The 25,288-nt window shown below is 69.4% G+C and carries 24 protein-coding genes; 3 read left to right on the top strand and 21 right to left on the bottom strand.

What is annotated here, in order from left to right:
• Positions 1 to 19 precede the first annotated feature (19 nt).
• The 18 genes from CMO28_RS05210 to CMO28_RS05125 all read right to left on the bottom strand — a co-directional run bounded on the left by CMO28_RS05210 (position 20) and on the right by CMO28_RS05125 (position 18,848).
• Entirely contained in the window at positions 20 to 1,030 is a 1,011-nt protein-coding gene (locus tag CMO28_RS05210) for a class I SAM-dependent methyltransferase (protein ID WP_296710684.1), read from the bottom strand.
• Positions 1,030 to 3,150 carry a TonB-dependent receptor gene (locus CMO28_RS05205; RefSeq protein WP_296710681.1) on the bottom strand — a complete coding sequence of 707 codons (2,121 nt, stop codon included), beginning with the start codon at positions 3,148 to 3,150 and terminating at the stop codon, positions 1,030 to 1,032. The genes CMO28_RS05210 and CMO28_RS05205 overlap by 1 nt, the downstream gene beginning before the upstream one ends.
• An 85-nt stretch (positions 3,151 to 3,235) precedes the next feature.
• On the bottom strand, positions 3,236 to 4,429 hold the full coding sequence (locus tag CMO28_RS05200) for an MFS transporter (protein WP_296710678.1): 1,194 nt from the start codon (positions 4,427 to 4,429) through the stop codon (positions 3,236 to 3,238).
• Positions 4,430 to 4,519: 90 nt separating this feature from the next.
• On the bottom strand, positions 4,520 to 5,527 hold the full coding sequence (locus CMO28_RS05195) for a helix-turn-helix transcriptional regulator (RefSeq protein ID WP_296710677.1): 1,008 nt from the start codon (positions 5,525 to 5,527) through the stop codon (positions 4,520 to 4,522).
• 98 nt (positions 5,528 to 5,625) lie between these two features.
• On the bottom strand, positions 5,626 to 6,222 hold the full coding sequence (locus tag CMO28_RS05190; RefSeq protein WP_296710672.1) for a TetR/AcrR family transcriptional regulator: 597 nt from the start codon (positions 6,220 to 6,222) through the stop codon (positions 5,626 to 5,628).
• 27 nt (positions 6,223 to 6,249) lie between these two features.
• Positions 6,250 to 7,224, bottom strand: a complete 975-nt coding sequence (locus tag CMO28_RS05185; RefSeq protein ID WP_322111295.1) for an aldo/keto reductase — start codon at positions 7,222 to 7,224, stop codon at positions 6,250 to 6,252.
• A gap of 163 nt (positions 7,225 to 7,387) precedes the next feature.
• Entirely contained in the window at positions 7,388 to 8,347 is a 960-nt protein-coding gene (locus tag CMO28_RS05180; protein ID WP_296710667.1) for an alpha/beta fold hydrolase, read from the bottom strand.
• On the bottom strand, positions 8,344 to 9,630 hold the full coding sequence (locus CMO28_RS05175) for a bifunctional alpha/beta hydrolase/OsmC family protein (RefSeq protein WP_296710664.1): 1,287 nt from the start codon (positions 9,628 to 9,630) through the stop codon (positions 8,344 to 8,346). Before CMO28_RS05175 ends, CMO28_RS05180 begins: the two co-directional genes overlap by 4 nt.
• A gap of 139 nt (positions 9,631 to 9,769) precedes the next feature.
• Positions 9,770 to 10,120, bottom strand: a complete 351-nt coding sequence (locus CMO28_RS05170; RefSeq protein ID WP_296710661.1) for a type II toxin-antitoxin system HicB family antitoxin — start codon at positions 10,118 to 10,120, stop codon at positions 9,770 to 9,772.
• Positions 10,117 to 10,371 carry a type II toxin-antitoxin system HicA family toxin gene (locus CMO28_RS05165; RefSeq protein ID WP_296710658.1) on the bottom strand — a complete coding sequence of 85 codons (255 nt, stop codon included), beginning with the start codon at positions 10,369 to 10,371 and terminating at the stop codon, positions 10,117 to 10,119. Before CMO28_RS05165 ends, CMO28_RS05170 begins: the two co-directional genes overlap by 4 nt.
• 224 nt (positions 10,372 to 10,595) lie before the next feature.
• Positions 10,596 to 10,913 carry a hypothetical protein gene (locus CMO28_RS05160; RefSeq protein WP_296710654.1) on the bottom strand — a complete coding sequence of 106 codons (318 nt, stop codon included), beginning with the start codon at positions 10,911 to 10,913 and terminating at the stop codon, positions 10,596 to 10,598.
• A gap of 82 nt (positions 10,914 to 10,995) precedes the next feature.
• Positions 10,996 to 12,528 carry an AMP nucleosidase gene (locus tag CMO28_RS05155; RefSeq protein WP_416370958.1) on the bottom strand — a complete coding sequence of 511 codons (1,533 nt, stop codon included), beginning with the start codon at positions 12,526 to 12,528 and terminating at the stop codon, positions 10,996 to 10,998.
• 68 nt (positions 12,529 to 12,596) lie between these two features.
• Positions 12,597 to 13,529: an ABC transporter permease gene (locus CMO28_RS05150; RefSeq protein WP_296710644.1), complete on the bottom strand. Its 933-nt coding sequence runs from the start codon at positions 13,527 to 13,529 to the stop codon at positions 12,597 to 12,599.
• Positions 13,526 to 14,656, bottom strand: coding sequence for an ABC transporter permease (locus CMO28_RS05145; protein WP_296710642.1), 1,131 nt, complete (start codon positions 14,654 to 14,656; stop codon positions 13,526 to 13,528). Before CMO28_RS05145 ends, CMO28_RS05150 begins: the two co-directional genes overlap by 4 nt.
• On the bottom strand, positions 14,649 to 16,190 hold the full coding sequence (locus CMO28_RS05140) for an ATP-binding cassette domain-containing protein (protein ID WP_322111294.1): 1,542 nt from the start codon (positions 16,188 to 16,190) through the stop codon (positions 14,649 to 14,651). Before CMO28_RS05140 ends, CMO28_RS05145 begins: the two co-directional genes overlap by 8 nt.
• Before the next feature lie 41 nt (positions 16,191 to 16,231).
• Positions 16,232 to 17,326: a BMP family ABC transporter substrate-binding protein gene (locus tag CMO28_RS05135; RefSeq protein WP_296710636.1), complete on the bottom strand. Its 1,095-nt coding sequence runs from the start codon at positions 17,324 to 17,326 to the stop codon at positions 16,232 to 16,234.
• Positions 17,327 to 17,401: 75 nt separating this feature from the next.
• Positions 17,402 to 17,791 carry a VOC family protein gene (locus CMO28_RS05130; protein ID WP_014748002.1) on the bottom strand — a complete coding sequence of 130 codons (390 nt, stop codon included), beginning with the start codon at positions 17,789 to 17,791 and terminating at the stop codon, positions 17,402 to 17,404.
• 46 nt (positions 17,792 to 17,837) lie between these two features.
• Positions 17,838 to 18,848: an isopenicillin N synthase family dioxygenase gene (locus CMO28_RS05125; RefSeq protein WP_296710629.1), complete on the bottom strand. Its 1,011-nt coding sequence runs from the start codon at positions 18,846 to 18,848 to the stop codon at positions 17,838 to 17,840.
• A gap of 486 nt (positions 18,849 to 19,334) precedes the next feature.
• Between CMO28_RS05125 and CMO28_RS05120 the strand changes: the two genes are divergently transcribed.
• A complete protein-coding gene (locus CMO28_RS05120; RefSeq protein ID WP_296710626.1) occupies positions 19,335 to 20,867 on the top strand; it encodes a hypothetical protein in 1,533 nt (510 codons plus the stop codon).
• A 19-nt stretch (positions 20,868 to 20,886) separates the two neighbouring features.
• Here CMO28_RS05120 and CMO28_RS05115 read toward each other — a convergent pair whose 3' ends face one another.
• Complete coding sequence (locus CMO28_RS05115) at positions 20,887 to 21,849, bottom strand: D-2-hydroxyacid dehydrogenase (RefSeq protein ID WP_296710625.1); 963 nt, start codon at positions 21,847 to 21,849, stop codon at positions 20,887 to 20,889.
• A 253-nt stretch (positions 21,850 to 22,102) separates the two neighbouring features.
• Here CMO28_RS05115 and CMO28_RS05110 point away from each other — a divergent pair, with 253 nt between their 5' ends.
• Entirely contained in the window at positions 22,103 to 22,636 is a 534-nt protein-coding gene (locus CMO28_RS05110; RefSeq protein WP_041607850.1) for a DUF962 domain-containing protein, read from the top strand.
• A 67-nt stretch (positions 22,637 to 22,703) separates the two neighbouring features.
• On the opposite strand, the gene CMO28_RS05105 is transcribed toward CMO28_RS05110, so the two are convergent.
• Positions 22,704 to 23,261 carry a winged helix-turn-helix transcriptional regulator gene (locus tag CMO28_RS05105; protein WP_296710621.1) on the bottom strand — a complete coding sequence of 186 codons (558 nt, stop codon included), beginning with the start codon at positions 23,259 to 23,261 and terminating at the stop codon, positions 22,704 to 22,706.
• 201 nt (positions 23,262 to 23,462) lie between these two features.
• Here CMO28_RS05105 and CMO28_RS05100 point away from each other — a divergent pair, with 201 nt between their 5' ends.
• On the top strand, positions 23,463 to 24,443 hold the full coding sequence (locus CMO28_RS05100) for an NAD(P)H-dependent flavin oxidoreductase (RefSeq protein ID WP_062767950.1): 981 nt from the start codon (positions 23,463 to 23,465) through the stop codon (positions 24,441 to 24,443).
• Between the two features lie 156 nt (positions 24,444 to 24,599).
• Here the strand turns inward: CMO28_RS05100 and CMO28_RS05095 are convergent, their stop codons facing one another.
• Positions 24,600 to 25,235: an FMN-binding negative transcriptional regulator gene (locus CMO28_RS05095; protein ID WP_296710617.1), complete on the bottom strand. Its 636-nt coding sequence runs from the start codon at positions 25,233 to 25,235 to the stop codon at positions 24,600 to 24,602.
• Positions 25,236 to 25,288 lie beyond the last annotated feature (53 nt).

Here is a 25,288-nt window from a genome sequence, read left to right as displayed (position 1 = left end):
GGCTGGGTGCGGACGGGCATCACCTCCGCCCGCAATCCATCCTGAATGGGCCGAAGGCGGTCTCGACCAGCCGGCTGTCGATCCGGGTGAAGCCGGCCCTGGCCATGGCGGCGGCGATGGCGCCGTCGTCGAAAGAGCGGTCCTGGCCGCGGAGCGCCGGAACCAGGCGGCCGGTGACATGGGCTTCGGGGGCGGTGCGTTCGGCCGTCAGCGCCTCGTGCAGGGTGACGAAGACCCCGCCGGGGGCGAGGGCCCGGCGGATGCGGGCCAGCACGCCCGCCAGATCGCGGGCATAGTAGAGCGTCATCGCCGTCCAGATGACGTCGTAGCCTGTGCCGAAATCCGTCTCGTTCATGTCGCCGGCGATGACGGTGACCGGGCGGCCGTTCAGCCGGGCGCGGATGCGGTCCGCCATCGGCGGCAGGTCGAAGACGGTGATGTCGAGCTGCGGGTACCGGTCGGCCAGGCGGCAGGCCAGCACCTCGGACCCGGCCCCCAGATCGAGCAGCCGGCGCGCCGCCTTCCATTCGGGCAGAAGGCTGAGCAGATCGAGCGCGGTATCGGCGCCCATCGCCCGGTGGAAGGCCCTGAGGCTGTTGGCCGAGCCGTCCCAGAAGCCGGGCGATGCCATGTCGGGGGCGGGCGCCGGGCCCGGATCCTTGAGCAGGCCGGCGACGTCGCCATGGCGGAGCCGGGGCAGGGTGAGCAGCAGGTCGCGCATCGACCGTGTGCCATCGGCCCTGAGCAACGGTGCGGCCTCTGCCGTCAGGCCGTAGCGGCCATGGGTCTTGTCGAGCAGCCTCATGGCGGTGAGCGCGTCGAGCACGCGGCCGAGACGGGTGGCATCCAGGCCGAGGGAGCCTGCGAGATCCGCTGCGGTGGCCGGCGGGTCGAGCCGATCGAAGAGGCCGAGATCGAGCCCCGCGGCAAGCAGCTGCCAGCGCAGCGGTGCCTGGATCAGATCGAACAGCCGGCCGGCGAGGCCATCGCGGCCGGGGGTCTCGACGACGGGGAGCGTGCGATTGCGCATCACCAGCTGGCCTTTACCTGAAGGCTGACCTCGCGGCCGGTGCCGTCTTCGACCAGCTGGCCGAGCGGCACCCCGACGGCGCGGGCATAGACGTTGCGGTCGAAGATGTTGCTGGCCTGAAGCGACACCTCGATGGTGCCGAAACGGTAGCCGAGGGCGGCATCGGCCAGGGCGAAGGCGTCCTGCGACAGGCTGTTGGCGCCGTCGAAGTAATAGGGGCCGGAGCCGTTGGCGGCGATCAGGCCGAACCAGCCGTCGCCGCCGGCGGGGCCGCCCTCGTCGTAGCGGAGCCCGACCGACCAGGTGGCCTCTGCCGCCATCGGCAGGTGGTTGCCGGAATAGTCGACCGGGACCAGCGTGCCGCCGCGGTTGACGGTGGTGCGATAAGAGGTGGCCTCGGCTTTCTGGAGGCCGCCGGTGGCGAACCAGCCCCAGACCTCGTCGATCCGGCCGTCGAGGGCGAGTTCGGCGCCGTAGATGCGGGCCTCTGCGGCATTGCTGATGGTGGTGACGCCACCCGGTTCCAGATCGAGGATCTGGCGATCGGTCGAGGTGGTGTGGAAGAGGGTGAGATCGGCCAGAACCCGGCCGGCGAAGAGGGCGGTCTTGACCCCCGCCTCGGCCGTCCAGCTGTGTTCGGCGCCATAGGTCAGGCTGTCGGACCCGGTGGCGTTGCCGTAATTGTAGCCGCCGGGCAGATAGCCGCGGGCGTAAGAGGCGTGGAGCATCGTGTCCGGCGCCACATCCCAGGCGAGCGAGATTTTGGGCAGAAGCGTGGTGTCGGTGATGTCGGCATCGAAGCTGCTTTGGCCGGCAGCCCTGGTCAGCCGCATCCGGCCGCTCTGGTCGATCCTCTCCACTCGCGCACCCAGGGTGACGCGCAGATCCTGTGTCAGGCCGTATTCCGCCTGGCCGAAGCCGGCGATGCCGGTCTGGTCGATCGAGGTCTCGCGCGCCACCCGCGGCGTGCCGATGCGGAAATCGAGATCGGTGCGGCTGACATAGCCGTAAAGCCCGGCGAGCCAGCGCAGCCGCGCGCCATCATCGGGCGAGGCGATGCGCAGTTCCTGCGAGACGGTGTCGTCCTTGTGGGAAGAGAGCGTCGGCAGGGTGGGGAGCGGCGTGCCGTCCAGATCCATCCGGAAGTCGCGGGTGTAATGCGTCCAGCCGGTGATGGCGGTGACGTCGACCGGCCCGGCGCGATGGTCGATGCGCAGCGACTGGATGGCGGTCACCGTGTCGTCCCACGAGGCGGCGTCGTAATTGGTGACGTGGCGCGGCGTGGCATAGGGGCCGGTCAGGAAGCGCAGCCGCTGCTTGCCGAGATCGGCGCGCTCCACGACGCTTTTGAGCGAGATGTCGGTGTCGTCGTCGGGCAGCAGGGTCAGCCCGCCCGAGACGGTCAACCGGTCGGTCGAGGCACCGTCATCGGCGCCGTCGGCGAGGTTGAGGCCGGGACCGCGGGCCTGTTCTGCCCGAAGCGCCAGCGCCGCCGCCGCCTTGTCGGGCGCGATGGCGCCCGAGACCCGGCCGCTGATCGTCCAGGCCGGGCTCCAGCCGTCGGCGCCGTCTTCGAACCCCAGGATGGCGCGGGCTTCGGCCCCGCTCTGCCAGTCGGGATCGGCGGTGCCGGTGCGGATCAGCCCGGCCTCGGTGTTGCGGCCGTACAGGCTGCCCTGGGGGCCTTTCAGGATCTCCATGGTGCCGGGATCGGGCAGGCGCGGCGCCTGCACCGCGCCATGGGGCAGGGCCACGTCGTTGACCGTGAAGCCGAGCGGATCCTGCAGGGCGGTGTTGGCGACGGTCATGCCGCGCATCACCACCCGCGTCTGCACCGAGGACTGTTCGATCAGCACATTGGGCGTGTGCCGGGCGATGCCCGCCAGGCCGTTCGCAAGCGGGCCGGCCTGGTCCTCGGGCGTCAGCAGATCGACCGTGCCGGGGGTGCGGCGGACATCTTCGGTCCACTGGCGCGCCTCGACCATCACGGGGGCGAGGCGGGTGACGGTCTCGTCCTCGTCGGCCCGGGCCGCCCCCGTGACGAGCGTTGTGCCGCCGGCCAGCAGCATGGGGACGGCGGAGGCGAGCAGGCGGGTGCGGACCCTGCGATGCGTGGTCATGGGCGTCTCCGGAAGGCGCTGGATGAGATGGGGCGAGGCTAGCGCCCGAGAGCGCCGCGGGCGCCCTTATGGCGAACGCCCGCCGTCATCCGGCGAAAGCTTCGGTGCGGCGGCGGAAGGCGAGGCCGGCGATGGCCGCGAGCAGGGCCGCGCCCGCCCACCAGGGGGCGGTGGGGGAGAGCTGGTGCAGCGTGGCGCCGAGCATCGGCCCCGCCGCCATGGCGAGGCCCTGGGCCATGCCGTTGATGCCGGCGGCGCGGGCCTGGCCGCCCGCAGGGGTCGCGAGGCTGAGCCCGGCGAGGTTGCCGGGCAGCAGCAGGCCGAAACCGGCGCCGAGCAGCACCATGGCGAGCTGCAGCCAGAGGATGGTGGGGGCGGCGGCGGCAGCCGTCATGGCCAGGAGGCCGAGCAGCGCCCCCGTCTGCACCAGACGGCCGGGTGCCCAGGCCAGACGGCCGATCACCAGGCCTTGGGTTGCGACCATGGCGAGGGTGGTGAGGGCGAGGAGCGCGCCGCCGCGCTCGATCGAGGCGGCAGCGCCCAGGCCGAACTGATCCTGGAGGCGAAGCGCCGTCACCTGCTGAAGCTGGGCATAGGCGGCAAGCCCGGCGAAGGTGACGGCAAGAAAGGGCAGAAGCCGCCCGAGCGGCGGGCGCTGCGTGACGGTTGCGGTTGCAAGGGCAGGTGCCGGACGCGGCGCCGCCCGCAGCAGCAGCGCAACCAGAAGCGTGCCGGCGGCGATGGCAAGGCAGAGGATCAGCAGTGCCGCGACCGGCGAGGCGCCGCCCAGACGCCAGGCCGTCATGCCGCCCAGGATCGAGCCCAGCCCGAAGGCGGCGCCCATCATCCCCATGCCCCCGGCGCGCCGGTCGCGGGCGGTGACATCGGCCAGGAACCCCTGGGCTGCGGGCATGATCCCGGCCGACAGGGCGGCCTGAACCAGTCGGGCCGCGAGCAGCAGGACATAGGCGCGGCCGGCATCGAGCCGGCCGGCATCGAGGGCGTCGAGAACCGCGGCGAGCAGGGCGGGGAAGAGCGCCGCGGCGGCGAGCCCCGCCACCAGCACCGGCCGGCGCCCGATCCGGTCGGCGACGTGCCCCCAGACGGGGCCTGCCACCACCATCAGCAGGGCGGAGAGGCCGAGCAGCAGCCCGGTTTCGACATCGCCGAAACCGCGGGCGCGGCCAAGCGGCGGCAGGGTGATCAGCAGAAAGGCATGGCCGGCGCCGTTGGCGGTGAGGGCGGCAAGCAGGGCGGCGATCGCGGGACGGGTCGACATGGGGGCAGCGGGCTCCGGATGGGCGGTCTGCGGATGACCATGCCCGGTCCGGCGGCGGTGCGCCGTCATCTGGCGAAAGGGCGGGTGGCGCTATCCGCGCCGGAATGCCGCCGGGCTGGTGCCGTGGCGGGCGCGGAAGGCGGCGGCGAAATGGCTGGAACTGCTGAAGCCGCAGAGAAAGGCGATCTCGGTGACGCTGGCCTCGCCCCGTTCCAGCGCGCGACGGGCCTGATCCAGCCGGCGGTCGCGCAGCCAGGCGAAGACCGTTGCGCCATAGGCCTTGCGGAAACAGCGGTTGAGGCGGACATGGCTCATGCCGGCGAGCGTCGCCAGTTCGTCGAGCGAGGGCGGTTCGGCCATGTCGGCCAGCAGGCGGTCGGCGACCCGGGCGACGGCGCGGCGATCTTCGCGCGCGAGCAGGCCGGCGGCCGGCTCCGGCGCGGCGCCAGACCCGGGCCGGTCGGACGCCAGCCAGTCGGCCAGCAGGCCGAGGGCGGCGCTTTCCGCCCTGAGCCGGTCGAGCGCCGAGACGAGCGGGTTGCCGGTGAGGGCGGAGAGGTCGGCGCGGTCGCCGATCCGTCCCAGGCGCCGCGCCCCGGTGCCCTGGTGCGCGATCCCCGCCTCGGCCAGCGCCGTGGCGATGCGGTCGAGGTCGAACTTGACCGCGAGCATCGAAGCCTGGTTCTGGGCCGGGGTGAGACGGGTGATCGGCGCATCGTCCAGCCGGAACAGCCAGACATCGCCTTCCTGGACCTTGTGGGCAGGATCGGGGCGGCCGCAGCCGAACAGGCTCGTGCCCGACAGCCCGAAGGCGAGCACGCCGACCGCGCCGCCATGATCGATGCGGGACCGGTAATCCGCCGCCAGCCGGCAGCTGCTGGTGGTGAGCGTCAGACCGGGGCCGGGGCGTGCGGTCCGGAAGCGCACGGCGCCGACGCTTGTCCCGGGGCCCCGGCCCACCGCCAGCGCATGATCCTGCCAGCCGGGACGGCCGGTCGACAGCCGGTCGAGCAGGCGCGGCCCCACGCGGAATTCATGACGGTCGGGACCGGTGCGGGCGGTGCCGGCGGGGCGAAGCAGGGCGGAATGGTCGGTCATGGGCGGCGGGTCCGGCGGTGGCGCGATGGCCCCAGACTAGCAGATCATGATTTGATAATGATAGTTATTCGCAACAATATCCGGTTGCCCGTCAGGCCTCAGGCCTCAGGCCGGGTCAGGCCGCGGGTGATCAGGTCGAAGATGTCGTCGAAGGCGCGGTCGACATCGGCTTCGGGCAGCGACCAGTGGCCGACATGGGCGGGGTGATGGAAGACCATGGTGGTGCGCAGCACCGCCCAGGCCATGGCGCGCGGGTCGCTGAACCGCACCTCGCCCGTGACCATGCCGTCGCTCAACATGCGCGAGATCTGGTCGACCAGCTTGCCGACATGCTCCTGAACCACGGCATCGGCCTCGTCCGCCAGGGCGTGATAGACCGCGAACAGCTCGGGATCGTCGAGCACCTTGCCGCGCTTGATCCGGATCAGCCGTTCCAGCCAGCGGCGCAGGCGCGGCAGGGCCGGGCCGGTTTCGGCGGCAATCTCGCCCAGCGGTTCCGAGACCCGGGCGAGCCAGCGGCTGGCCACCGCCTCGCGCAGGGCGGTCTTGCTGGGGAAATGGCGGTAGATGCTGCCATGGCTGACGCCAAGCGCACGGGCCACGTCGACGACCGTGGTTTTCTGAAGCCCGAACCGGCGGAGGACATCCTCCGCCGTGTCCAGAATCTGTTCGGGCGTGAGCGCGCCGTCGGCCAATCCATCTCTCCCCGGGGGGCCGGGGCGTCAGACGGCCCCGGTCTCGCTGTCCAGCATCCGCATCTGCTCGGGCGCGTAGCGCGTCCCGGCCGGAGCATCGGCCGGGATGGCATTGCGGATCCGGGCAAGATCGCCGGATGAGAGCCGGATGTCGAGTGCGCCGATCGCTTCGGCCAGCTGGTGACGCCGGCGGGCACCGATCAGCGGCACGATATCAGGCCCCTGGGCCAGCACCCAGGCGATGGCGATCTGGGTGGCGGTCACCTCGTATTCGGCCGCGATGTCGTGCAGCTCGCCGGTGAGCGCCAGATTGCGTTCCAGATTGTCGCCCGAGAAGCGCGGCAGATGGGCGCGGTAGTCGCCCACCGCCAGCGCCTTGCGCGCCGCCCAGTCGGTGGAAAGCAGGCCCCGGCCGAGCACGCCATAGGCGCTGATCACGGTGCCGAGCCGGCGGGCGGCGGGCAGGATCGAGGCTTCGATGCCCCGGTCGAGCACCGAATATTCGATCTGCAGCCAGCGCACCGGATGGACCGCTGCGGCGCGCTCCAGCGTTTGGGCGCTGACTTCCGAGAGGCCCAGATGGCGGACATAGCCGGCCTGGATCATCTCGGCGACGGCGCCGACCGTGTCTTCGATCGGCACGGCGGGATCCAGCCGGGCCGGCTGATAGAGGTCGACATAATCGGTGCCGAGCCGCTTCAGGGTATAGGCGAGCGCGTTCTTGACGGCGGCCGGGCGGCTGTCGAAGCCCAGGAAACGGCCCTCGGGGTCGCGCAGCGCGCCGAACTTGACCGCGATGAACACATCCTCGCGCCGCCGGCTCCACAGCGCCTCGCGGATCAGCAGTTCATTGTGGCCCTGGCCGTAGAAATCGCCGGTATCGAGCAGGAAGATGCCGGCATCGAGGGCGGCATGAACGGTCGCGATGCTTTCGTCGCGATCGGCCGGGCCATAGGCATCGGACATGCCCATGCAGCCGAGGCCGAGCGCTGGCAGGGTCATCGGGTCGTCGAGCCGGCCGGCGGTGCCGGTGAAGGTCTGGGCGGGAACGGATACGGGCATGACACCATCCTCTCTTCATCGGGGTGTGAAGAGAGGATGCGCCTTGCAATGACAGATTTCAATATCTGTCAGTGAGATTCTTTAAACGGTCATCTCACGACTGTCAGGTGGCGCTTTCCTCCCGCGCCGGTTCGTCGAAAAAGGCGGTGGCTGCCGCGGCGATGAAGGCGGAGCGTTCCATCGGCAGCATATGGGTGATGTCGGCCAGCTGAAGCAGGTCGAAACCGCCGGCGCGGGCGGCCACCGGGGTGATGGCGGCGGTGAAGGGATCGGCGGTGATGCCTGCGGGGCGGCGGCCGGCGATCATCAGGCTGGGAGCGACCAGCCCCGGCGCGCGCTTCGCCCGGGCGAGCAGATCCCAGAGCCCTTCGGGGGTGTTGCCGCTGTAGAAGCCGCTTTCGACTGCGGGGGCGCAGGCGAGGCGGAAGCCGCCCTCTTCGGCCGGCACCAGCACGGCGGCGGCCAGATCATCGGGGGCGCCGGGCTCCATCCAGGCGAATTCCGGCCGCTCGCGGAAGATGCGGGCGAAATCCTCAAGGCTGGCGAAACGGTCGCGGCGGCGCTTCATCCGCTCGGCCATGAAATCGCGCCCGGCGGCGGCCTCCGTCGCCCCCTCCATCTCGCCGGCCGGGATCAGCGGCGGTTCCATGAACACCCGGCGATGATAGAGCCGGCCTTCGGCCTGTTCGGCATGCAGCGACAGCACGCCGGAATAGGAATGGAACAGGGCATCGGGCGGCGTGCCGGCCTCGGCCGCAAGATGGCGGGCGATGGCGGCCTGGTCGGCGGCAAGCCGGGCCTGGGGCGGGGTCGCCTCGATGCCGGCGGCGTTCAGGCCGTGGCCGCGCAGGTCCACCGCGACCACCTCGCGATCCTGCGACAGCGTCTGCCAGAGGCCGCGATAGGCCAGGGTGGCGAAGCCGACGCCATGGCCCAGGATCACCGGCCGGCGGCCGCTTTCGGCGTAACGCGGGCCGATCCGGGCGAGGGTGAGGGCGAAGCCGTCATCCATCACCAGACGCTCGACCGTGAAGCCGGCATCGGCGAAGGCGTCGGGGATCACGCCGTCACCGCGCGCGTCCGAACCAGTATCTCTGAATGCAGCGTCCGATGAACCGGGCATTTGTCGGCAATCTCCATCAGCTTTGCGCGCTGGTCGTCGTCGAGCGGACCGTCGAGGAGGATCTCCCGGTCGATCACGTCGATCTTGCCCTCGCGGGTTTCGCACTCGGCGCAGTCTCGGGCATGGACCTTGGCATGCGCAAGGGTGACGGTCACACGGGTGAGCGGCCAGCCCTTGCGATCGGCATACATGCGGATGGTCATCGAGGTGCAGGCGCCAAGTCCGGCCAGCAGATAGTCGTAAGGCGCGGGGCCGCCATCCTCACCACCCACCGCCGCCGGCTCGTCGGCGAGCTGGATATGGCGGCCGACCCGGACGGTGTTGCCGAGCCTGCCCCGGCCGTTTTCCGCCACCACCACCCGGCCTTCGGGCGGCGGTGCGCCGGCGGCGGTGGCGGCATCGACCGCCGCGGCATCGGGCGCGCCGGCCCGGGCGCCGTGGCGATGGCCGTCGTCGTCGCGGGTATAGCGCGCGGCCCAGGCGGCGATGACGCCGGCGGCATAGGACGCATCGGCGGCGCCGTTCAGCAGATGGTCGGCGGTGTCGAGCGACACGAAGCTTTTGGGATGGCGGGCGGAGACGAAGATCCGTGTCGCCTCGTCGATGCCGACGGTCTGGTCGAGGGGCGCATGCATCACCAGCAGCGCCTTGTGCAGCCGGCCAAGGCCGCGCAGCACATCGGTCTCGCGCACGCCCTGAATGAAATCGCGGGTGACGGTGATGGTGCCCGACCCCAGCGGCAGCACGGCGCGGCCGTCTTCGAGCGCGTCATCGGCGGCGCGGCCCAGATGGTGCAGGATGTGTTCGGGGGCGGACGGCGCGCCGATGGTGGCGACGGCGCGCACGGCGGCGAGCCTTGGGGCCGCCGCCAGCACCGCGGTACCGCCCAGGCTGTGGCCGATCAGCAGGACCGGCGCTGCATGGCTCCGCTCCAACCAGCCGGCGGCCAGGATGATGTCTTCGACATCGGCGGCGAAATCGGGTGCCGGCGGCTCGCAACCTTCACCGCTGCCGGTGAAATCCACCCGAAGCACGCCGAAGCCTTCCGCCGCCAGCCCCCGCGCGATGCGGGTGGCCGCTGTGCTGGCGGCAGAACAGGTGAAGCAATGGGCGAAAATCGCCCAGCCGGCCGTGACCGCCCCGCCCTCGGGCAGATCGACCAGAACCGGCAGCGGTCGGCCGTTGCGGCCGGCAATCTCGGGGCGGAGCGGCGGGGAGGCCATGGGCGCGCATCCTTGGGCCAGGTGGACGGGATGCCTGCCATGCTACCGCCCGATATGGGGGACCGCCAGTCATGCGACTTTGGGGCGCGGGCCTGCTATAGCTGCGACAGGCACGGCCAAAGGATCGGCGCTTGTGCGTTTATGCGCCATATTGCGGCTCTTCCGCCGCTTCCCGAATCGCACCGACGATCCATTCATTCAGGCTTTTACCCGCAGCAGCCGCAGCAATGACTGCCGCCGCATGATCCTTTGGGTCAAGGCGAACATTGAACTTGCCCGAGAATTTGCGGCGTGGCTCGATGCCTTTTTCTCGACACATATCGAGATAGACAGCAAGCGACTTTCGACCTTCCTCAATCAGCCCGTTGACGCTTTCCGCATAGAAATCGGCTCCACCGCTGAGGCCGACAAATTCACCGCGCAGCATCCGGATCTCGGGATCGAAGGCGATAATTGCCTTTTCGCCATTGATTTCAAGGACATTGTTCATGGCTTTACTCCATGCTCTTCCAGCCACTTACGGATGCTGGCAACAGCGCCTTTGTCAGTGTCAGGAGAAGGATGTGGCCGATGAAACACACGCACCTCGCCAAACAGAAACACACCCACCCTCGAACCTTCCCGCTCACTGATTTCTGCCCCAAGAGCCGTGAACAGCAACTCGATGTCGGCCCAGCGGATGGAGCCGCTGACCGGGCGGGCGAAGATCAGTTCCAGCGTGGCTCGATGGCGCTTTTTCATGCGAGAATAGTACTATAATTTAATACCAATTCAAGCCGAAACGGGAGCAGGGTGCAAAGGTGAAATCTCTCCACACTTAGTGATGGGGTCCGGTCCGCGGCGGCCGCGTATGGTGAACGGAGGTCTGGCGTTCCGCTCCCTGCCCAGTCTTATCGCCCAAAAGGGCGGGGACCCGCCGCCGCGGGGGCGGCGTGGTGGTCCCCGCCGGGGTGGGGCGGGTGGGGTCAGCGGGCCGGGTCCGGCGGCGGGGCCGGTTTGCGGTTGCGGGTTACGCCGGAATTGGGGTCCGAATGCGAGGGCGGGTCGCTGGCCGGGAAGGTCTCTTCCAGGGCTTCGTCGACCCGTTCCTCCTCGTGCTCTTCGGCTTCGGTCTCCGCATCTTCGGCGGGGTCGTCGTCGATGCGGGCGTTGCCGGGCTCGGTCTGGGACGGCGGGTCGCTGGCGGGGAAGCTCTCCTCAAGCGCCTCGTCCAGGCGCTCGTCGGTATGGGCCCGGGCGACGGTCTCGTCAGCCTCGTCGGCGGGGGATTTCCGGTTGGTCATAGGGTCCTCCTGTTCGGGGGCGCACCTCTCATATGTCGATGCATGCCCGGAGGTACAACCCGCGAGACCCCGATCTGGTGCCCTATTGAAATGCGGTTTCGGTGAAGCTGCGCAGCTTGCGGGAATGCAGACGTTCGCGTGGCATGGCGCGGAGCGCTTCCATCGCCCGGATGCCGATTTCCAGATGCTGGGCGACCTGGCGCTTGTAGAAATCGGTGGCCATGCCCGGCAGCTTCAGCTCGCCATGCAAGGGCTTGTCCGAAACGCAGAGCAGGGTGCCGTAGGGCACGCGGAAGCGGAAGCCGTTGGCGGCGATGGTGGCCGATTCCATGTCGAGGGCGATGGCGCGCGACTGCGAGAAGCGCTGGACCAGCGCGCTCTGGTTCCAGAGTTCCCAGTTGCGGTTGTCGATCGAGGCGACTGTGCCGGTGCGCATCACCTGCTTCAGATCATAGCCGTCCAGGCCGGTGACGTCGGCCACGGCGTGCTCCAGGGCCACCTGAACCTCGGCCAGCGGCGGGATCGGCACCCAGACCGGCAGGTCGTGGTCCAGAACATGATCGTCGCGGACATAGCCATGGGCGAGCACGTAATCGCCCAGACGCTGGCTGTTCCTGAGGCCGGCGCAATGGCCCAGCATCAGCCAGGCATGGGGGCGCAGCACCGCCACATGGTCTGTGATGGTTTTGGCGTTGGAGGGGCCGACGCCGATATTGACCAGGGTGATGCCCGACTGGTCGGCGCGGGTGAGGTGATAGGCCGGCATCTGCGGCAGTTTGCCGTCGGGCAGGGCCAGGCCGCGGCCGGTTTCGCCGGCACGGGTGACCAGGTTGCCGGGCGCCACGAAGCTTTCATAGCCGCTGTCGCCGTCGGCCAGCAGCTCCGAGGCCATGCGGCAGAATTCATCGACATAGAACTGGTAGTTGGTGAAGACGATGAAATTCTGAAAATGCTCGGCGGCGGTGGCGGAATAATGCTGCAGGCGGTGCAGCGAATAATCGATCCGGGGTGCCGTGAACGGGGCGAGCGGCAGCACGCCGTCGGGCGCCTCGTAGGTGCCGTTGGCGATGGCATCGTCCATCAGTTTCAGATCGGGCAGGTCGAAGATGTCGGCCAGCGGCCGGTCAATGCGCAGCGCCGCAGCCCCTTCGACATGGGTGCCGTCCCAGAAGGCGAAATGCAGCGGGATCGGCACCTCGGAATCGCCGATCAGCACCGGCACGTCGTGATTGCGGATCAGCAGCGAGATCTGCTCGGTGAGATAGCGGCGGAACAGGTCGGGGCGGGTGACGGTGGTGGCATGGATGCCAGGCCCCGAGACGAAGCCATAGGACAGCCGGCTGTCCACACGGGTGTGGCTGTCGGTGACCAGGCGGATCTGTGGGTAGAAGGCGCGCACCCGGATATCGGGCAGGCTGTCGTCCAGCAGACGGGCAAAGGCGTCGCGCAGCCAGCGGGTGTTGCGCTCGAACAGCTCCACCAGCCGGTCCACCGCCGCCACCGGATCGCGGAAGGGCTGGAGCGGCGCGGCTGGTGCCAGCTCCAGCGGGCGGCTGCCGGTTGCCCGGCCGGTGGTCTCAGGGTAGGGCACTGCGGTCGTCTCCGTTCTCGCCATATGATCACAGGCAAGATCGGGTGCGATCGCGCCGGTATCAAGGGAAGAGCCCGTGACGCCCCCTTGTGTCAGTGCCGGTCCTCGCGCGAATAGGGGCGGCCGAGGGCGGCCGGGCCCATGGCGCCGTCGCGGCGCAGGATGGCGGTGGCCACCAGCACCAGCAGGGCGGCGAGATAGGGCGCCATGAACAGGATGAAGGTGGGCACCGCCACGCCGGCGGCCTGCAACCGGGGCACCAGCGCATCGACCGCGCCGAACAGCAGCGCGCCGCCGATCGCCGCGACCGGGTTCCAGCGCGCCAGGATGACCACGGCGATCGCGATCCAGCCGCGGCCGTTGGTCATGCCCTCGATCCACATCCGGCTGCCGGCCAGTGCCAGATAGCCGCCGGCCAGGCCCGACAGCGCGCCACCGGCCAGAACCGCACCCATGCGGGTGGCGGTGACCGGCACACCCGCCGCATCGGCGGCATCCGGCGCCTCGCCCACCGCCCGCAGCTTCAGCCCGCCATCGGTGCGGGCGAGATACCACCAGACCAGGGCCGCCAGCGGCAGGCAGGCATAGAGCAGGGCGTCCTGGGCGAAGAGAACAGGGCCGATGCCGGGCAGATGGGCGAGGGCGTGGTCTTCCAGCCGCGGGAAGCCGGGCACGCCCTTCTGGGCGTAATCGCGACCAAGGAGCCCGGTGATGCCGGCACCCAGTGCTGCGAGGGTGAGGCCGGTCACCACCTGATCGGCCTTGAAGATCAGGCAGGCGATGCCGAAGACCAGGGCGAGGCCGGCCCCGGCCAGGATCGCGGCCGTGACACCGGCGACCGGGCTGCCGGTGGCGAGCGACGCGACGGCGCCGGCAAGCGCGCCGCACATCATCATGCCTTCGGTGCCGAGATTGAGCACGCCCGCCCGGCCGGCGAGGATGGTGCCGAGGGCCGCCAGCAGCAGCGGCATGGTCATCGGCAGCGCCGCTGCCGCCCAGTTGGTCAGGAAGATGGCGTCGGTCATGGCCGGTCCCCCCTTGCGGGATGGGGGCCTGCGCGGTGCAGGCGGATGCCATAGCGGGCGAGCATGTCGGCCGAGACCACCGAGACCAGGATCACGCCCTGGATCAGCAGCACCACCGCCCGCGGCAGCTGGTAGAAGACCTGGGCGGTATCGCCCGCGACATAGAGACCGGCGGTCAGGATCGCCACGATCACCACCGGGATGACGCCGAAGCGGGCGAGGAAGGCGATCACGATCGCCGAGAAGCCGGTGCCGGTGGCCAGCGCCTGGGTCAGGCGGTATTCCTGGCCGGCGGCGATCATGAAGCCGCCGAGGCCGGCAAGCGCGCCCGAGAGCAGCACGGCGCCCGCGATCACGCCCGCGACCGGCAGGCCGCAGGCGAAGGCGACCCGGGCATCGGCCCCGACCGCGGCCACCCAGGCGCCGATGCGCGAGCGTTCCGCCACCAGCCAGAGCAGGGCGGCAAGCGCCAGCGCCACGATCAGCCCGACATGAACCTTGCCCCAGCCCAGCCCGGCCAGACGCTCCACGCCCGGCTCGAAGCTTTCGGAATAGGGGAAGCTGGAGGCGGGATCCTTCCAGACCCCGAAGACCAGATGCTGCACGAACAGGGCCGCCACGTAATTCAGCAGCAGGGTGGTGATGATCTCGTTGACGCCCAGCCGGCGCTTCAGGATCAGCGGCGGCAGGGCCATCAGCGCCCCGCCGGCCATGGCGGCCAGGGCCATCAGCAGCAGCCGCGCGCCCGGGCTGCCGATATCGGCGACGGCGACCCAGGTTGCGCAGACGGCACCCATCCAGGCCTGGCCTTCGATGCCGATGTTCCAGAAGCCGATGCGCAGCGCTGCTGCGGCGGCGAGCCCGACCACGATCAGCGGCGTGGCGGCCACCATGGTCAGCGCCAGACCTTCGCTGCTGAAGAAGGTGTAGATCACGAATTCGTTCAACACGTCACGCGGCGGCACGCCGGCGGCGGCGAGCATGGCGACGGTCGCCCCAAGCCCCACCCCCAGCCCGACGGCGAGGGCGAGCAGGGTGTGGCGGGGCCGGACATCGCGGCGGGGCGTGGCGATCAGCCGGACGGGCAGGCGCGGCCGGCGGCCGGCGGGAACGGTCAGGTCAGCCATGGGCGTGCCCTTTCTGATCGCCGACCATCAGCGCGCCGATGGCGGTGCGATCGGCCCCGCCCGGCAGCTCGCCGACGATCCGGCCACGGTTGATCACCCCGATCCGGTCGGCCAGCGCCAGGATCTCGTCCAGGTCGTCGCTGATCAGCAGCACGGCGGCACCGGCATCGCGGGCGCGGACCAGGCTGGCGCGCACCGCCTGGGCGGCGCGGACGTCGAGCCCGCGGGTGGGCGAATGGGCCAGCACCACCGCGGTTGCCGGATCGCCCAGTTCGCGGGCCAGGACCAGTTTCTGGGCATTGCCACCCGACAGCAGCCGCGCCGTGGTCCAGGGGGTGGCGCCGGCAATGCCGTGGACCGCGATCAGCTTGCGGGCACGATCGGCCAGCGCCTTGCGGTCGAGCAGGAAACGGCCGCGGCGGAGCCCGGTGAGGGCCAGGTTGAGCGCCACCGGCAGATCGGCGGCCAGCGCCGCGGCGAAACGGTCGGCCGGCACGATGCGCAGCCCCCCCTGCCGGCGCGCGGCAGGGGGCTGGCGGTCGAAGGCGTGGCCGTCGATCACCACCTGGCCGGCATCGGCGCGGCGCAGACCGGCGATCATTTCGGCCAGCTCGGTCTGGCCGTTGCCGCCGACGCCGGCAAGGCCGTAGATCTCGCCGCCATGCACGGCCAGCTGCACGCCATGCAGCATGGGCGCGCCGTCGTCGCGCCGGCCGGCGAGGTCGTTGACATAGAGCCGGATCTGGCCCGGCCGGGCCGGGGCGGGCGTGACGGCGGGGCCCGGCTCCCCCACCATCAGCCGGGCAAGCTCGGCCGGGCCCAGCCCGTCGGCGGGCAGGTCGGCGGCGACGGTTTCGCCCGCGCGCATCACCGTCACCCGGTCGGCGACGGCGGCGATTTCGTGCAGCTTGTGGCTGATCAGCACGATCGCCCGGCCCTCGTCGGCCAGGCGGCGGAGCGTGGCGAGCAGGGCCGCCGCCTCGACATCGGCCAGAACCGCGGTCGGCTCGTCCAGGATCAGGATCCGGGCGCGGGTGATCAGCGCCTTCACGATCTCCACCCGCTGCATCTCGGCGACCGAGAGGTCGGCGACCCGCGCCTCGGGATCGAGGTCGAGCCCGGCCTCCGCCCCCGCTTCCGCGATCCGGCGGGCGATTTCGGTGCGGGTGAGACCGGTGAGCGCTTTCGCGCAGGCGAGGCGCAGGTTTTCGGCCACCGTGAACGGCTTCACCAGCTTGAAGTGCTGGTGGACCATGGCGATGCCCAGGCCGGCGGCGATATCGGGATCGAAGCCCGGCACCGGTACGCCCGCCACCGCCACGCGGCCCCGGTCGGGCGCATAGAGCCCCGTCGCCACCGTCATCAGGGTCGACTTGCCGGCGCCGTTCTCGCCCAGCAGGGCGTGGATCTGGCCGAACCGGGCGGTGAAGCCGGCGGCTTTCAGCGCCGGCTTGCCGTCGAAGGCCTTGTCGATGCCGCTGAGCGACAGTGCCTCTGCCCCCGCCGCAGCTGCGGCGGGGGAGGCGGCGACCATCGGGTGCGCGCGGGGTGATGGCGCGCGGGGCAGGGCAGCGGTCATTTCGGCAGCGTGCCCGAGGTGCCCTCGACCAGGAAATCCATGCCGAAGAGCTGGGCGGTATCGAGGGTGGCGCCGTCTGCGACCACGACCTTGCCGGTCTGGTCCTTGATCGGGCCCTTCCAGATGTCGAGTTTGCCCTCTGCGATGGCGGTTTTGGTCTCCAGGATCTTCGCCTTCTGGTCGTCGGTCAGCGCCGTGCCGGTGAAGGCGGAGATGTCGACCAGGCCGGTTTCCAGCCCCTCGAAATAATTGCCGCCCTCGAAGGTGCCGGCGATCGCCTTTTTGATCTGCGGCACCACGAAGGCGCCCCAGTTCCAGGTGGCGGCCATGATATGGGCGTTGGGGGCGGAGGAGGACATGTCGGCGTTGTAGCCGATCGACTTCACGCCGGCGCGTTCGGCCGCGATCTGCGGTCCGGGGGTGTCCTGGTGCTGGCCGATGACGTCGGCGCCCTGTTCGATCAGCGCCTTGGCGGCGGCTTCCTCCCGCACCGGATCATACCAGGTGTTGGTGAAGGAGACCGCGACCTCGGCGGCGGGGTTGACCGATCGCGCGCCCAGCGCGAAGGCATTGGCGTTCCACAGCACCAGGCCCAGCGGATAGGCGGCGACGAAGCCCAGCTTGTTGGATTTCGTGGCATAGCCCGCCGCCATGCCGGCCAGATAGAGCGACTCGTAGGACTTGCCGTAATAGGAGGCGAGGTTGGGCGCCGAGGTGTAGCCGGCGGCGTTCATGAACACCACCTCGGGATGGCGCGCGGCGGCTTCCTTGAAGGCGTCGGAATAGCCGAAGGCGGTGCCGACGATGATGTTGAAACCGCGCCCGACATAGCGGTCGATCACCTGCGACACCCGCTCGGTGACCTCGGGGATGCTCTCGGTATAGGCGGTCTGGACGCCGAGTTCCTTTTCGACCGCCTTGCGCGACTGGTCGTGGGCCCAGGTCCAGCCCAGATCGCCGACCGGGGCGATATAGATGAAGGCAACCTTGGGGTCGCCCTTGATGCCCATCGCCGCATCGGCCGGCGCCGGTACCGCCGACATCAGGCCGAGCGCCATCATCGCCGCCGTCAGGGCTGCGCGTATCCGCATGTGTCCGGATCCTCGGAAAGATCGTGGAAGAGGAAAAGATCGTGGAGGAGGGGGGATGGGAGAGAGGGCTGCCGGTCAGTCGAGCATCTTGTTGATCCGGAAGACATTGCCTTCGGGATCGAGCAGCACCGCCTGATACCAGTCGTAATAGGTGCGATAGGGCGCCTTGATCAGCGTGGCACCCTTTTCGACGGCCTTCGGGACCATGGCATCGACCTCGTCGACCGTGTCGACATCGATGTTGAGCAGGAATTTGACGCCCTTGGTCTCGGCGAAATCCTGCAGTTTCAGCAGCTCGTAGGCGTCGAGCGCATTGAAGCCGATCGCGGTGCCGCCGGCATCGATCCCCCTGAAGATCGGCGAGCGGATCGCCTCGATTTCGGGGAAGCCGAAGACCTCGGAATAGAAGCCCGACAACGCGACCACATCGCGGGCGAAGACGTTCACATAGCTCAGATGCGCCATCGGGCGTCGCTCCAACTCGGGACGAATGCGGGAGGGGCGGCGCCGCTCAGGCGGCGTCGCGGCCCTGGGCGGTCTGCTTGGTGAACTTCATGTAGAGATGATCGCCGGACGAGACCGGTGCGTATTTCGCCGGATTGCCGGGGCCTTCGCAGCTTTCCAGGCACGACACCATGGCGTCGTAATTCGGCTGGTGGAAGAAGACCAGCGAGATGCGCCGGCTGTCGAGCGCCCGGTCGCGCGGCGGATTGATCACCCGGTGCATGGTCGAAATCCAGGTGTCGTTGGTCCACTGCATCATCAGATCGCCGATATTGACGACGAAGGAGCCGGGGATGAAGGGCACGTCGACCCATTCGCCCAGCTTGTTGCGCACCTGCAGCCCGCCCGGCCGGTCTTCCTGACGCACGATCGTCAGGCTGCCATAGTCGGAATGGGCACCGGCGCGCATCTGGCCGGGCAGCGGCTCGTCTTTCTGATCGGGATAGTTCAGCACCCGGAACATGCTGATATGACGGTCGATCTTGTCGTCGAAGAAGGCCTCGGGAAGGTCGAGCGCCAGCGCGAACAGCCGCATCAGATCGGCGGCCAGCGTCTCCTGGCTCTTGAAATAGGCCTCCCAGATCGGGCGCAGCGCCGGCAGATCCTGATCGGGCCAGAGATTGGGCGCGAAATGCACCGCCGCCGATCCCTCGGTGAAATAGGGATCATCCCGGGGCACGTCGATCGGGCCGACCGAGAAACTCTCTTTCAGATCGGGCGGGGTGGGATCGTCCAGGCTGTAGGACAGCCCCTCTTCGCAGAGCCCGCTATAGCCGCGGACCTGATCGGGCGAGGGCTGGGCGACCTTGCGCTTCACCGGTTCGGGCAGGTCGAAGAACTGCCGCGAGATGTCGTAGGTCGACGCGACCAGATCCGCCGGCACCTGATGGCCGGTGACGACCATGAAGCCGATATCGCGGCAGGCGCGGCCGACCTCGGCGGCGACCTTCGCCTTGCCGTCGGGCGTGCCGTCGTAATAGCCCGCAAGATCGATGATGGGAACGTTCTCGAGTGGCATGACTGCCTCCACAACGCGGGGACCACCGTCCGGCATCGTTCGTCGCGCGCCGGCCCTGTCTTTGCTTGGCGGTTGCGGCGACGTCTCACCGGCCCCGGCTGGGCCCCGGGTCCGGATCGTCATCGCCGTGTGCGCATGCGGGGGCATTGCATCACCACCCCCGTCTCCCCGGGGGCACTGGCACCTGGCAAGGCTAGCAAAAGCCGTGCCATGGCACGGGCACGACCCTGCCATGGCATGGTGGCGGAAACCCTGACCAACTGGTCAGAAAATGCGGCCGGAACCGGGAATGACTGCATAAAAATTATGCTCTTGCCCGTTTCCTCGTCATTTTGCCTGTTTTTCGTTCAGATCCTGGTCATGAGGCTTCCGCGGCGGCGCTGCAACATGTTGCAACAGATGATCGCGTGCCGACGACAGAACCCGCGGGGCATTCTCGCTGCGTGGTTTCGGATGGATCGGCATCCGGAAAGATGGAGCGAAGACATGGCTGACATGATCGTGGTCGATACGCTGGCGGATCTTCTGGCGATTCCTGCAGGTTCGCGGGGGCCCGCGCAGATTCTGGGGCGCAATGTGGTGAATGACGGGGGCGGCGGTGTGTTTCAGTGGGATGCCGCCAGCACGGCGACGCCCGACCGTGGCACCGTCTTTCAGCCGACGGCGGGCGGGACCGGGCGCTGGATCCGGATCTGGTCGGCGATCGCCGACCTGCCCTGGTTCATCCGTGCGGCGGACGGCAGCGCCAGCCCCGGCCTTGCCGCGGCGCTGGAGGTGGCCGATGTGGTCCGCATCCCCGTGGGCAGCTGGAGCCTGGCCGACATGCATGTTCTGGAAGGCAAGCGCCTGATCGGCGACGGCATGGGGCTTTCGGTCCTGACGCTTGCGAATACGGCTGCCGGCGTGACGCTGTCGGGCCAGGTCGACGGCACCGGTATCTCGGGGCTGACGATCGACGGCGGCCAGCTGACCGATACCACCGGCGCCTCGGGTCTGGTCTTCCGCAATGCCCGCCACAGCCGGGTCGAGAATGTCGAGACCCGCGCGCTGCCCGCCGGCACCGGCTTCGACTTCGTCAATGTCGATGGCGGTTTCAACGAGAGCAACATCCTGATCGGCATCCGCGCGACCGATTGCGGCTGGGGTCTGCGCTTCCGCCGCGCGGCCGGCTCGACCGCCGACAGCTTCTACTACAACACCATCATCGGCACCGTGAGCCGGATGCCCGAAGGCGGCACCGGTCTTGCGGTGGAAAGCGTCACCGATGGTGGCACCACCCGCTTCAGCGTGCTGTCCGGGGCTTTCGTGCGCCTGAACGTCTACGGCAATGTCGCCGCCGGCTCGCGCATCGTGGACATCGGCGGGCGCGTGACCTCTTCGGCGCTGTTCGTGACCGGCGAGGCGGCGGGCGGATCGACCGCACATACCACGCTGCGGCTTGGCCCCACGGCCTGGTTCCGCGAGAACACCGGCCAGATCACCTATGTCAACGGCGGCTTCGACATCGATGCCGGGGCGACCATCGCCAACAACAAGATCCTGCTGCAGGCGGGGGAGGACATCCGGGTGTTCGAGACCGCCACGGGCGGCGCCGAGCGGCTCAGCGCGGCCTTCACCCTGTCGACCGGCAGCTGGATCGCGCTCGACACGGCAAGCTGGACGCGGATCTACGACCGGCCGAGCCCCTGGACCTCGGGCGAGCAGATGAATGGCGGCCGCTTCGTCACCGTGGTGACGGCGCGCTACCAGATCGCGGCCGCCCTGCTGCTGTCGGGCGTGTCGGCCGGCCAGACGGTGGAGCTGCAGGCGGTGCTCGACGACGGCACCCGGCTGATGATCGACACCCGCACGGCCGGCGCGGCCGGTGACCTCGCCATCGGCGGCATCGTCGCCACCACGCTCGCCGCCGGTGTCACGGCGACGCTGGACGTGCGGGTGACCGGCGGCAGTTCCGTGCAGATCGTGCCGGGGTCGGGCGTTCAGGCATCGACCTGGTCGGTCACCAGCATCGGCACCTGAACCGCCGTTCCGGCCTGCATCACCCCACCCGCGGCTGCACCGGATGCAGGATCGCCTCGCCCGCCTGAAGGCGGGCGAGGTTGGTCATGGTGACGGCGGCCAGGCGCTGGTCGATGGCGCCCGATCCGCCGCCCGCGACATGGGGGGTGATGATCAGGTTGGGTGCGCGCCAGAGGGGGGCATCGGCGGGCAGCGGCTCGGGGTCGGCGACGTCGATGCCGGCACCTGCGATCGAGCCCGAGAGCAGGGCTTCGAGCAGGGCGGTCTGGTCGATGACGGGGCCGCGGGCGACATTGATCACCAGGGCATGACGGGGCAGGGCGGCCAGCACCTGGCGCCCGATCAGCCCGCGGGTGGCATCGCCCAGCGGCAGGCAGGCATAGAGCACGTCGCTGCGGGGCAGAACCGTCGCCAGATCGTCGATCCGCACGGCTTCGTCGGCCAGATCATGCGGCCGGGCGCTGCGGGTGACCGCGATGATGCGGGCGCCGAACGGCTTCAGCCGCTTCGCCGTCTCTTCGCCGATCGAGCCGAAGCCGAGCATGGTGACGGTGCGGCCTTCGAGCGACCCCATCTCGCGCAGGATGCCCCGATCCCAGTTCTGATGCGCCTGGGCGATGCCGGCCTGCGGCAGGCGGCGGAGCAGGGCGAGCATCATGGCGACGGCATGTTCGGCGACGGTCGGCGAATACGAGCCGCCGGCATTGGCGACCATCAGCCCGGCGGGCACGCCATAGGCATCCAGCGGGTCGAAACCGGCCGTCAGCAGCTGAACCAGTTTCAGCCGCGGCATCGCCGCCGCGGCCAGATCGCGCACCTTGGGCGACCAGAATTGCGAGATCATCGCCACCATGTCGACGCCCTCGGCCAGGATGCGGGCGAAATCCTCGCCGTTCTGGGCCACCGCCGGCTCGTGCCCGGCCGCGGCGACGCGGTCGGCGATCAGGTCGCGGGCATTCGGGGTCCAGATGGCGATGCGCATGCGGGCCGTCTCCTCGGCGCGGTGTCGAACGGGTAGAGCGATCGGTCGCAGACTACCGCTGTGCGGGGGTTCCCGATACCCCCTTCGAGGGGGCGTCCGACGGGTGATGCTGCATGGAGATTTCCTCTGGCGACGCGGCGTCCTGGACGGCATATCCTTGACACTCAAAGAATGGCGACCGGCGGGACAACCGCAGGCGGCAGTGGAGGAGGCAGTTGCAATGTACAGCGTGGAGCCCGCAGCGCCGCGGGGTCTGGAACGGCTGGTCGACCGGCTGGCCGGCTATGGCGCCTATCACCGTGATGCCCGCAATCTGATCACCCATCTCATCGGCATTCCGATGATCGTGGTCGCGGTCGCGATTCTACTGTCGCGGCCGACGCTGGATCTGGGCGATGTCCATCTCAATCCGGCCATGGTGGTGGCGGGGCTGGCTGCGGCCTGGTATCTGGGCCTGGATCTGCGCTTCGGCGCGGTGATGACCGTGCTGCTGACGGCGGCCGTGGTCACCGGCGATGCGCTGGCTGATCGCAGCACCGGCGTCTGGCTGGGCTGGGGGCTGGGCCTGTTCGTCGTGGGCTGGATCTTCCAGGCGGTGGGCCATGTTTTCGAAGGCCGCAAGCCCGCCTTTCTGGACGACGTGGCCGGGCTGCTGATCGGCCCGCTCTTCGTGGTCTCGGAAACCGCCTTCATGATCGGCCTGCGCCGCGAGGTCGCGGCCGCGATCGAGGCCCGGGTCGGCCCGCTGCGGGTGCGCGAACGTCGTCGGCCGGTGAGGCCGCACTGACGTTACAGCATCCGGTGAGGCCGCACTGAGGTCGTGAATTTTCTGTGGTCGCCCGACGGGGCGGTGGTCAGTCCACCGCCCCGTCGTCGTTGGTGGGGGCGGGGTGCCGGGGGGCCGGCCCGGTGCCGGACGAGCCGTGGCGGCCGAAGGTGAAATAGCGCAGCGCCGCCTCGTCGGTGATGCCGGGGCCGGGTTCGGGAGAGACGCGGCGCGGATCCAGCGGCTCGCCGCATTCCGAGCACGAGACCACCGGGCGGAAGTGGTGGCCGCAGTCCAGATGGCGGTGCAGCACCGGCACGCCCTCGCTGTCGGTGCGCCAGCGATCGCCCCAGCTCAGGATCGACATCAGCACCGGATAGATGTCGAGCCCCTTTTCCGTCAGCCGGTATTCCTCGCGCAGCGGCCGTTCCTGATAGGGCACGCGCACCAGCAACCCCGCCTCGACCAGCTTGCGCAGCCGGTCGGCGAGGACATGGCGGGTGATGCCCAGCCGGTTCTGGAAATACTCGAACCGGCGCACGCGCATGAAGCACTCCCTCAGGATCAGCAGCGTCCAGCGATCGCCGATGATCGAGAGGGTGCGCGCGATCGAGCAATGCTCCTCGTCCAACTCGTTCCACCGCATCGGGCGGGCTCTCCCAGGGTCTTCGGGGGGGGCATCGGGGCCAGGCGATCCCGGCCTTGATGCGCTTGACAGGTTCCGATTTAGAACGCACTCTGTCAATACAGGGTTCCGATAAGGAACGGACTACCGGAACCGACAGGACGGGCGCCCGCATCGAACGACGGTCGCCCTTGGGGGACAACGCCTGGGAGACGCTTCGAGATGAGCCTGCCCGACAGCCTCGCACGCCGCCTGCAATTGCCGGTGATCGGCTCGCCGCTGTTCATCGTGTCGAACCCCGATCTGGTGATCGCCCAGTGCAAGGCGGGCATCGTCGGCTCGTTCCCGGCGCTCAACGCGCGGCCCGGCCCGGTGCTGGAAGACTGGCTGAAGCGGATCCGCGACGAACTCGGCCAGTGGGACGAGGAAAACCCCGACCGTCCCTCGGCCCCCTATGCGGTGAACCAGATCGTTCATCGCTCCAATGACCGCCTCAATCACGACATCGACATGTGCGTGAAATACGAGGTGCCGGTGGTGATCTCGTCGCTGGGCGCGCGGGAAGAACTGAACCAGGCGATCCATTCCTATGGCGGCGTGGTGCTGCACGACATCATCAACGACACCTTCGCCCGCAAGGCGATCGAGAAGGGCGCCGACGGGCTGATCGCGGTGTCGGCCGGCGCCGGCGGCCATGCCGGTACCTGGTCGCCCTTTGCGCTGATCCAGGAAATCCGCAAATGGTTCGACGGGCCGCTGGCGCTGTCGGGCTCGATCGCGAACGGCGCCTCGATCCTGGCGGCGCAGGCGATGGGCGCCGACCTCGCCTATATCGGCTCGGCCTTCATCGCCACGAAGGAAGCCAATGCGACCGAGGCCTATAAGCAGGCGATCGTCGACCATGGCGCGGGCGATATCGTCTACACCAACCTCTTCACCGGCGTGCACGGCAACTATCTGAAGCCCAGCATCGTCAATGCCGGTCTCGACCCCGACAATCTGCCGGTCAGCGACCCGTCCAAGATGAATTTCGGCTCGGGCGGCAACAGCAAGTCCAAGGCCTGGCGCGACATCTGGGGCTGCGGCCAGGGCATCGGCGCGATCGATGCCGTGCTGTCGGCGGGCGACCTGGTCGACCGCTTCAAGCGCGAATATGCCGCGGCCCGCGACAGCCTTGCCGCCCGGTCGGCGCCCTATGTCTGATTTCTGAAACCTGTGGGCCCGGGCGTTCCGCCCCGGCCCCGGATCCCGCACCCTCCCGGTGCAGACGCCTGGTTGCGGGCGCGGGCCGGCCGCCTTCCATCCCCTCCGGCCGCCCGTTCCGCACACCGCCCCCGGTCGCAAGACCGGGGGCTTTTTTCATGAGCGGCCGGCGGCAACCAGCGCCGCCATCTCGCGATCCGCCGGGCGGTCGCTTGCGGCCAGCCCGGCCGCAACGCCGTCACGATCGGCGGCGGGCCGGTTCTGGCTCGCCTTGCACTTGCCCTCGATCCGGCTGATCTGAAGCCGCAGCCCGACGATGCCGCGCAGCTGGGCGCGGATGAAATCCTCTGGCGCATCCGCCACCGACCAGGGCACCTCGCGGCCGGCCTCGTGGCGTTCGGTCAGGCGGCGGACCACCTCCAGCAGCCGGCCGGGATCGTCGAACACCTCCAGCGGTCCATAAGCGTGGACGGCGACATAATTCCAGGTGGGCACCACCCGGCCGGTCTCCTGCTTGGTGGCATAGAAGGCGGGTGTGACATAGGCGTCGGGGCCGGTGAACATCGCCAGCGCCTCACCGCCGATGGCGGGCAGCCGCCCTTGCGGATTTGCGCGGGCCAGATGGCCGTAGAGCGTGCCATGGGGCCCCTCGGTCTCGTCCAGCAACAGCGGCAGCGGGGTCGCCATCAACCCTTCGGCCGTGGCGGTGACCAGGGTCGCAAGACCGGCCTCACGGATGGTGGCGACAAGCCTCTGCCGGTCGTCGATGCGGAAGGCGGGTGGGGTGTACATGGTGAAACTCCCTTGCGTGCACCCCCAGAATGCCGCGAGTCTGGACCGGCAGG

Origin of the sequence: Tistrella sp. (assembly GCF_002684955.1) — a bacterium.
In the GTDB taxonomy this organism is placed as follows: Bacteria; Pseudomonadota; Alphaproteobacteria; order Tistrellales; family Tistrellaceae; genus Tistrella; species Tistrella mobilis.
This window is presented reverse-complemented; position numbering and strand designations above follow the sequence as displayed.

Bases quoted from the DNA above. Each gene is read 5' to 3' on its own strand.
- CMO28_RS05210 (WP_296710684.1), bottom strand. From the start codon at position 1,030: ATGCGCAATCGCACGCTCCCCGTCGTCGAGACCCCCGGCCGCGATGGC.
- CMO28_RS05205 (WP_296710681.1), bottom strand. From the start codon at position 3,150: ATGACCACGCATCGCAGGGTCCGCACCCGCCTGCTCGCCTCCGCCGTC.
- CMO28_RS05200 (WP_296710678.1), bottom strand. From the start codon at position 4,429: ATGTCGACCCGTCCCGCGATCGCCGCCCTGCTTGCCGCCCTCACCGCC.
- CMO28_RS05195 (WP_296710677.1), bottom strand. From the start codon at position 5,527: ATGACCGACCATTCCGCCCTGCTTCGCCCCGCCGGCACCGCCCGCACC.
- CMO28_RS05185 (WP_322111295.1), bottom strand. From the start codon at position 7,224: ATGACCCTGCCAGCGCTCGGCCTCGGCTGCATGGGCATGTCCGATGCC.
- CMO28_RS05175 (WP_296710664.1), bottom strand. From the start codon at position 9,630: ATGGCCTCCCCGCCGCTCCGCCCCGAGATTGCCGGCCGCAACGGCCGA.
- CMO28_RS05170 (WP_296710661.1), bottom strand. From the start codon at position 10,120: ATGAACAATGTCCTTGAAATCAATGGCGAAAAGGCAATTATCGCCTTC.
- CMO28_RS05165 (WP_296710658.1), bottom strand. From the start codon at position 10,371: ATGAAAAAGCGCCATCGAGCCACGCTGGAACTGATCTTCGCCCGCCCG.
- CMO28_RS05160 (WP_296710654.1), bottom strand. From the start codon at position 10,913: ATGACCAACCGGAAATCCCCCGCCGACGAGGCTGACGAGACCGTCGCC.
- CMO28_RS05155 (WP_416370958.1), bottom strand. From the start codon at position 12,528: ATGGCGAGAACGGAGACGACCGCAGTGCCCTACCCTGAGACCACCGGC.
- CMO28_RS05150 (WP_296710644.1), bottom strand. From the start codon at position 13,529: ATGACCGACGCCATCTTCCTGACCAACTGGGCGGCAGCGGCGCTGCCG.
- CMO28_RS05145 (WP_296710642.1), bottom strand. From the start codon at position 14,656: ATGGCTGACCTGACCGTTCCCGCCGGCCGCCGGCCGCGCCTGCCCGTC.
- CMO28_RS05140 (WP_322111294.1), bottom strand. From the start codon at position 16,190: ATGGTCGCCGCCTCCCCCGCCGCAGCTGCGGCGGGGGCAGAGGCACTG.
- CMO28_RS05135 (WP_296710636.1), bottom strand. From the start codon at position 17,326: ATGCGGATACGCGCAGCCCTGACGGCGGCGATGATGGCGCTCGGCCTG.
- CMO28_RS05130 (WP_014748002.1), bottom strand. From the start codon at position 17,791: ATGGCGCATCTGAGCTATGTGAACGTCTTCGCCCGCGATGTGGTCGCG.
- CMO28_RS05125 (WP_296710629.1), bottom strand. From the start codon at position 18,848: ATGCCACTCGAGAACGTTCCCATCATCGATCTTGCGGGCTATTACGAC.
- CMO28_RS05120 (WP_296710626.1), top strand. From the start codon at position 19,335: ATGGCTGACATGATCGTGGTCGATACGCTGGCGGATCTTCTGGCGATT.
- CMO28_RS05115 (WP_296710625.1), bottom strand. From the start codon at position 21,849: ATGCGCATCGCCATCTGGACCCCGAATGCCCGCGACCTGATCGCCGAC.
- CMO28_RS05105 (WP_296710621.1), bottom strand. From the start codon at position 23,261: ATGCGGTGGAACGAGTTGGACGAGGAGCATTGCTCGATCGCGCGCACC.
- CMO28_RS05100 (WP_062767950.1), top strand. From the start codon at position 23,463: ATGAGCCTGCCCGACAGCCTCGCACGCCGCCTGCAATTGCCGGTGATC.
- CMO28_RS05095 (WP_296710617.1), bottom strand. From the start codon at position 25,235: ATGTACACCCCACCCGCCTTCCGCATCGACGACCGGCAGAGGCTTGTC.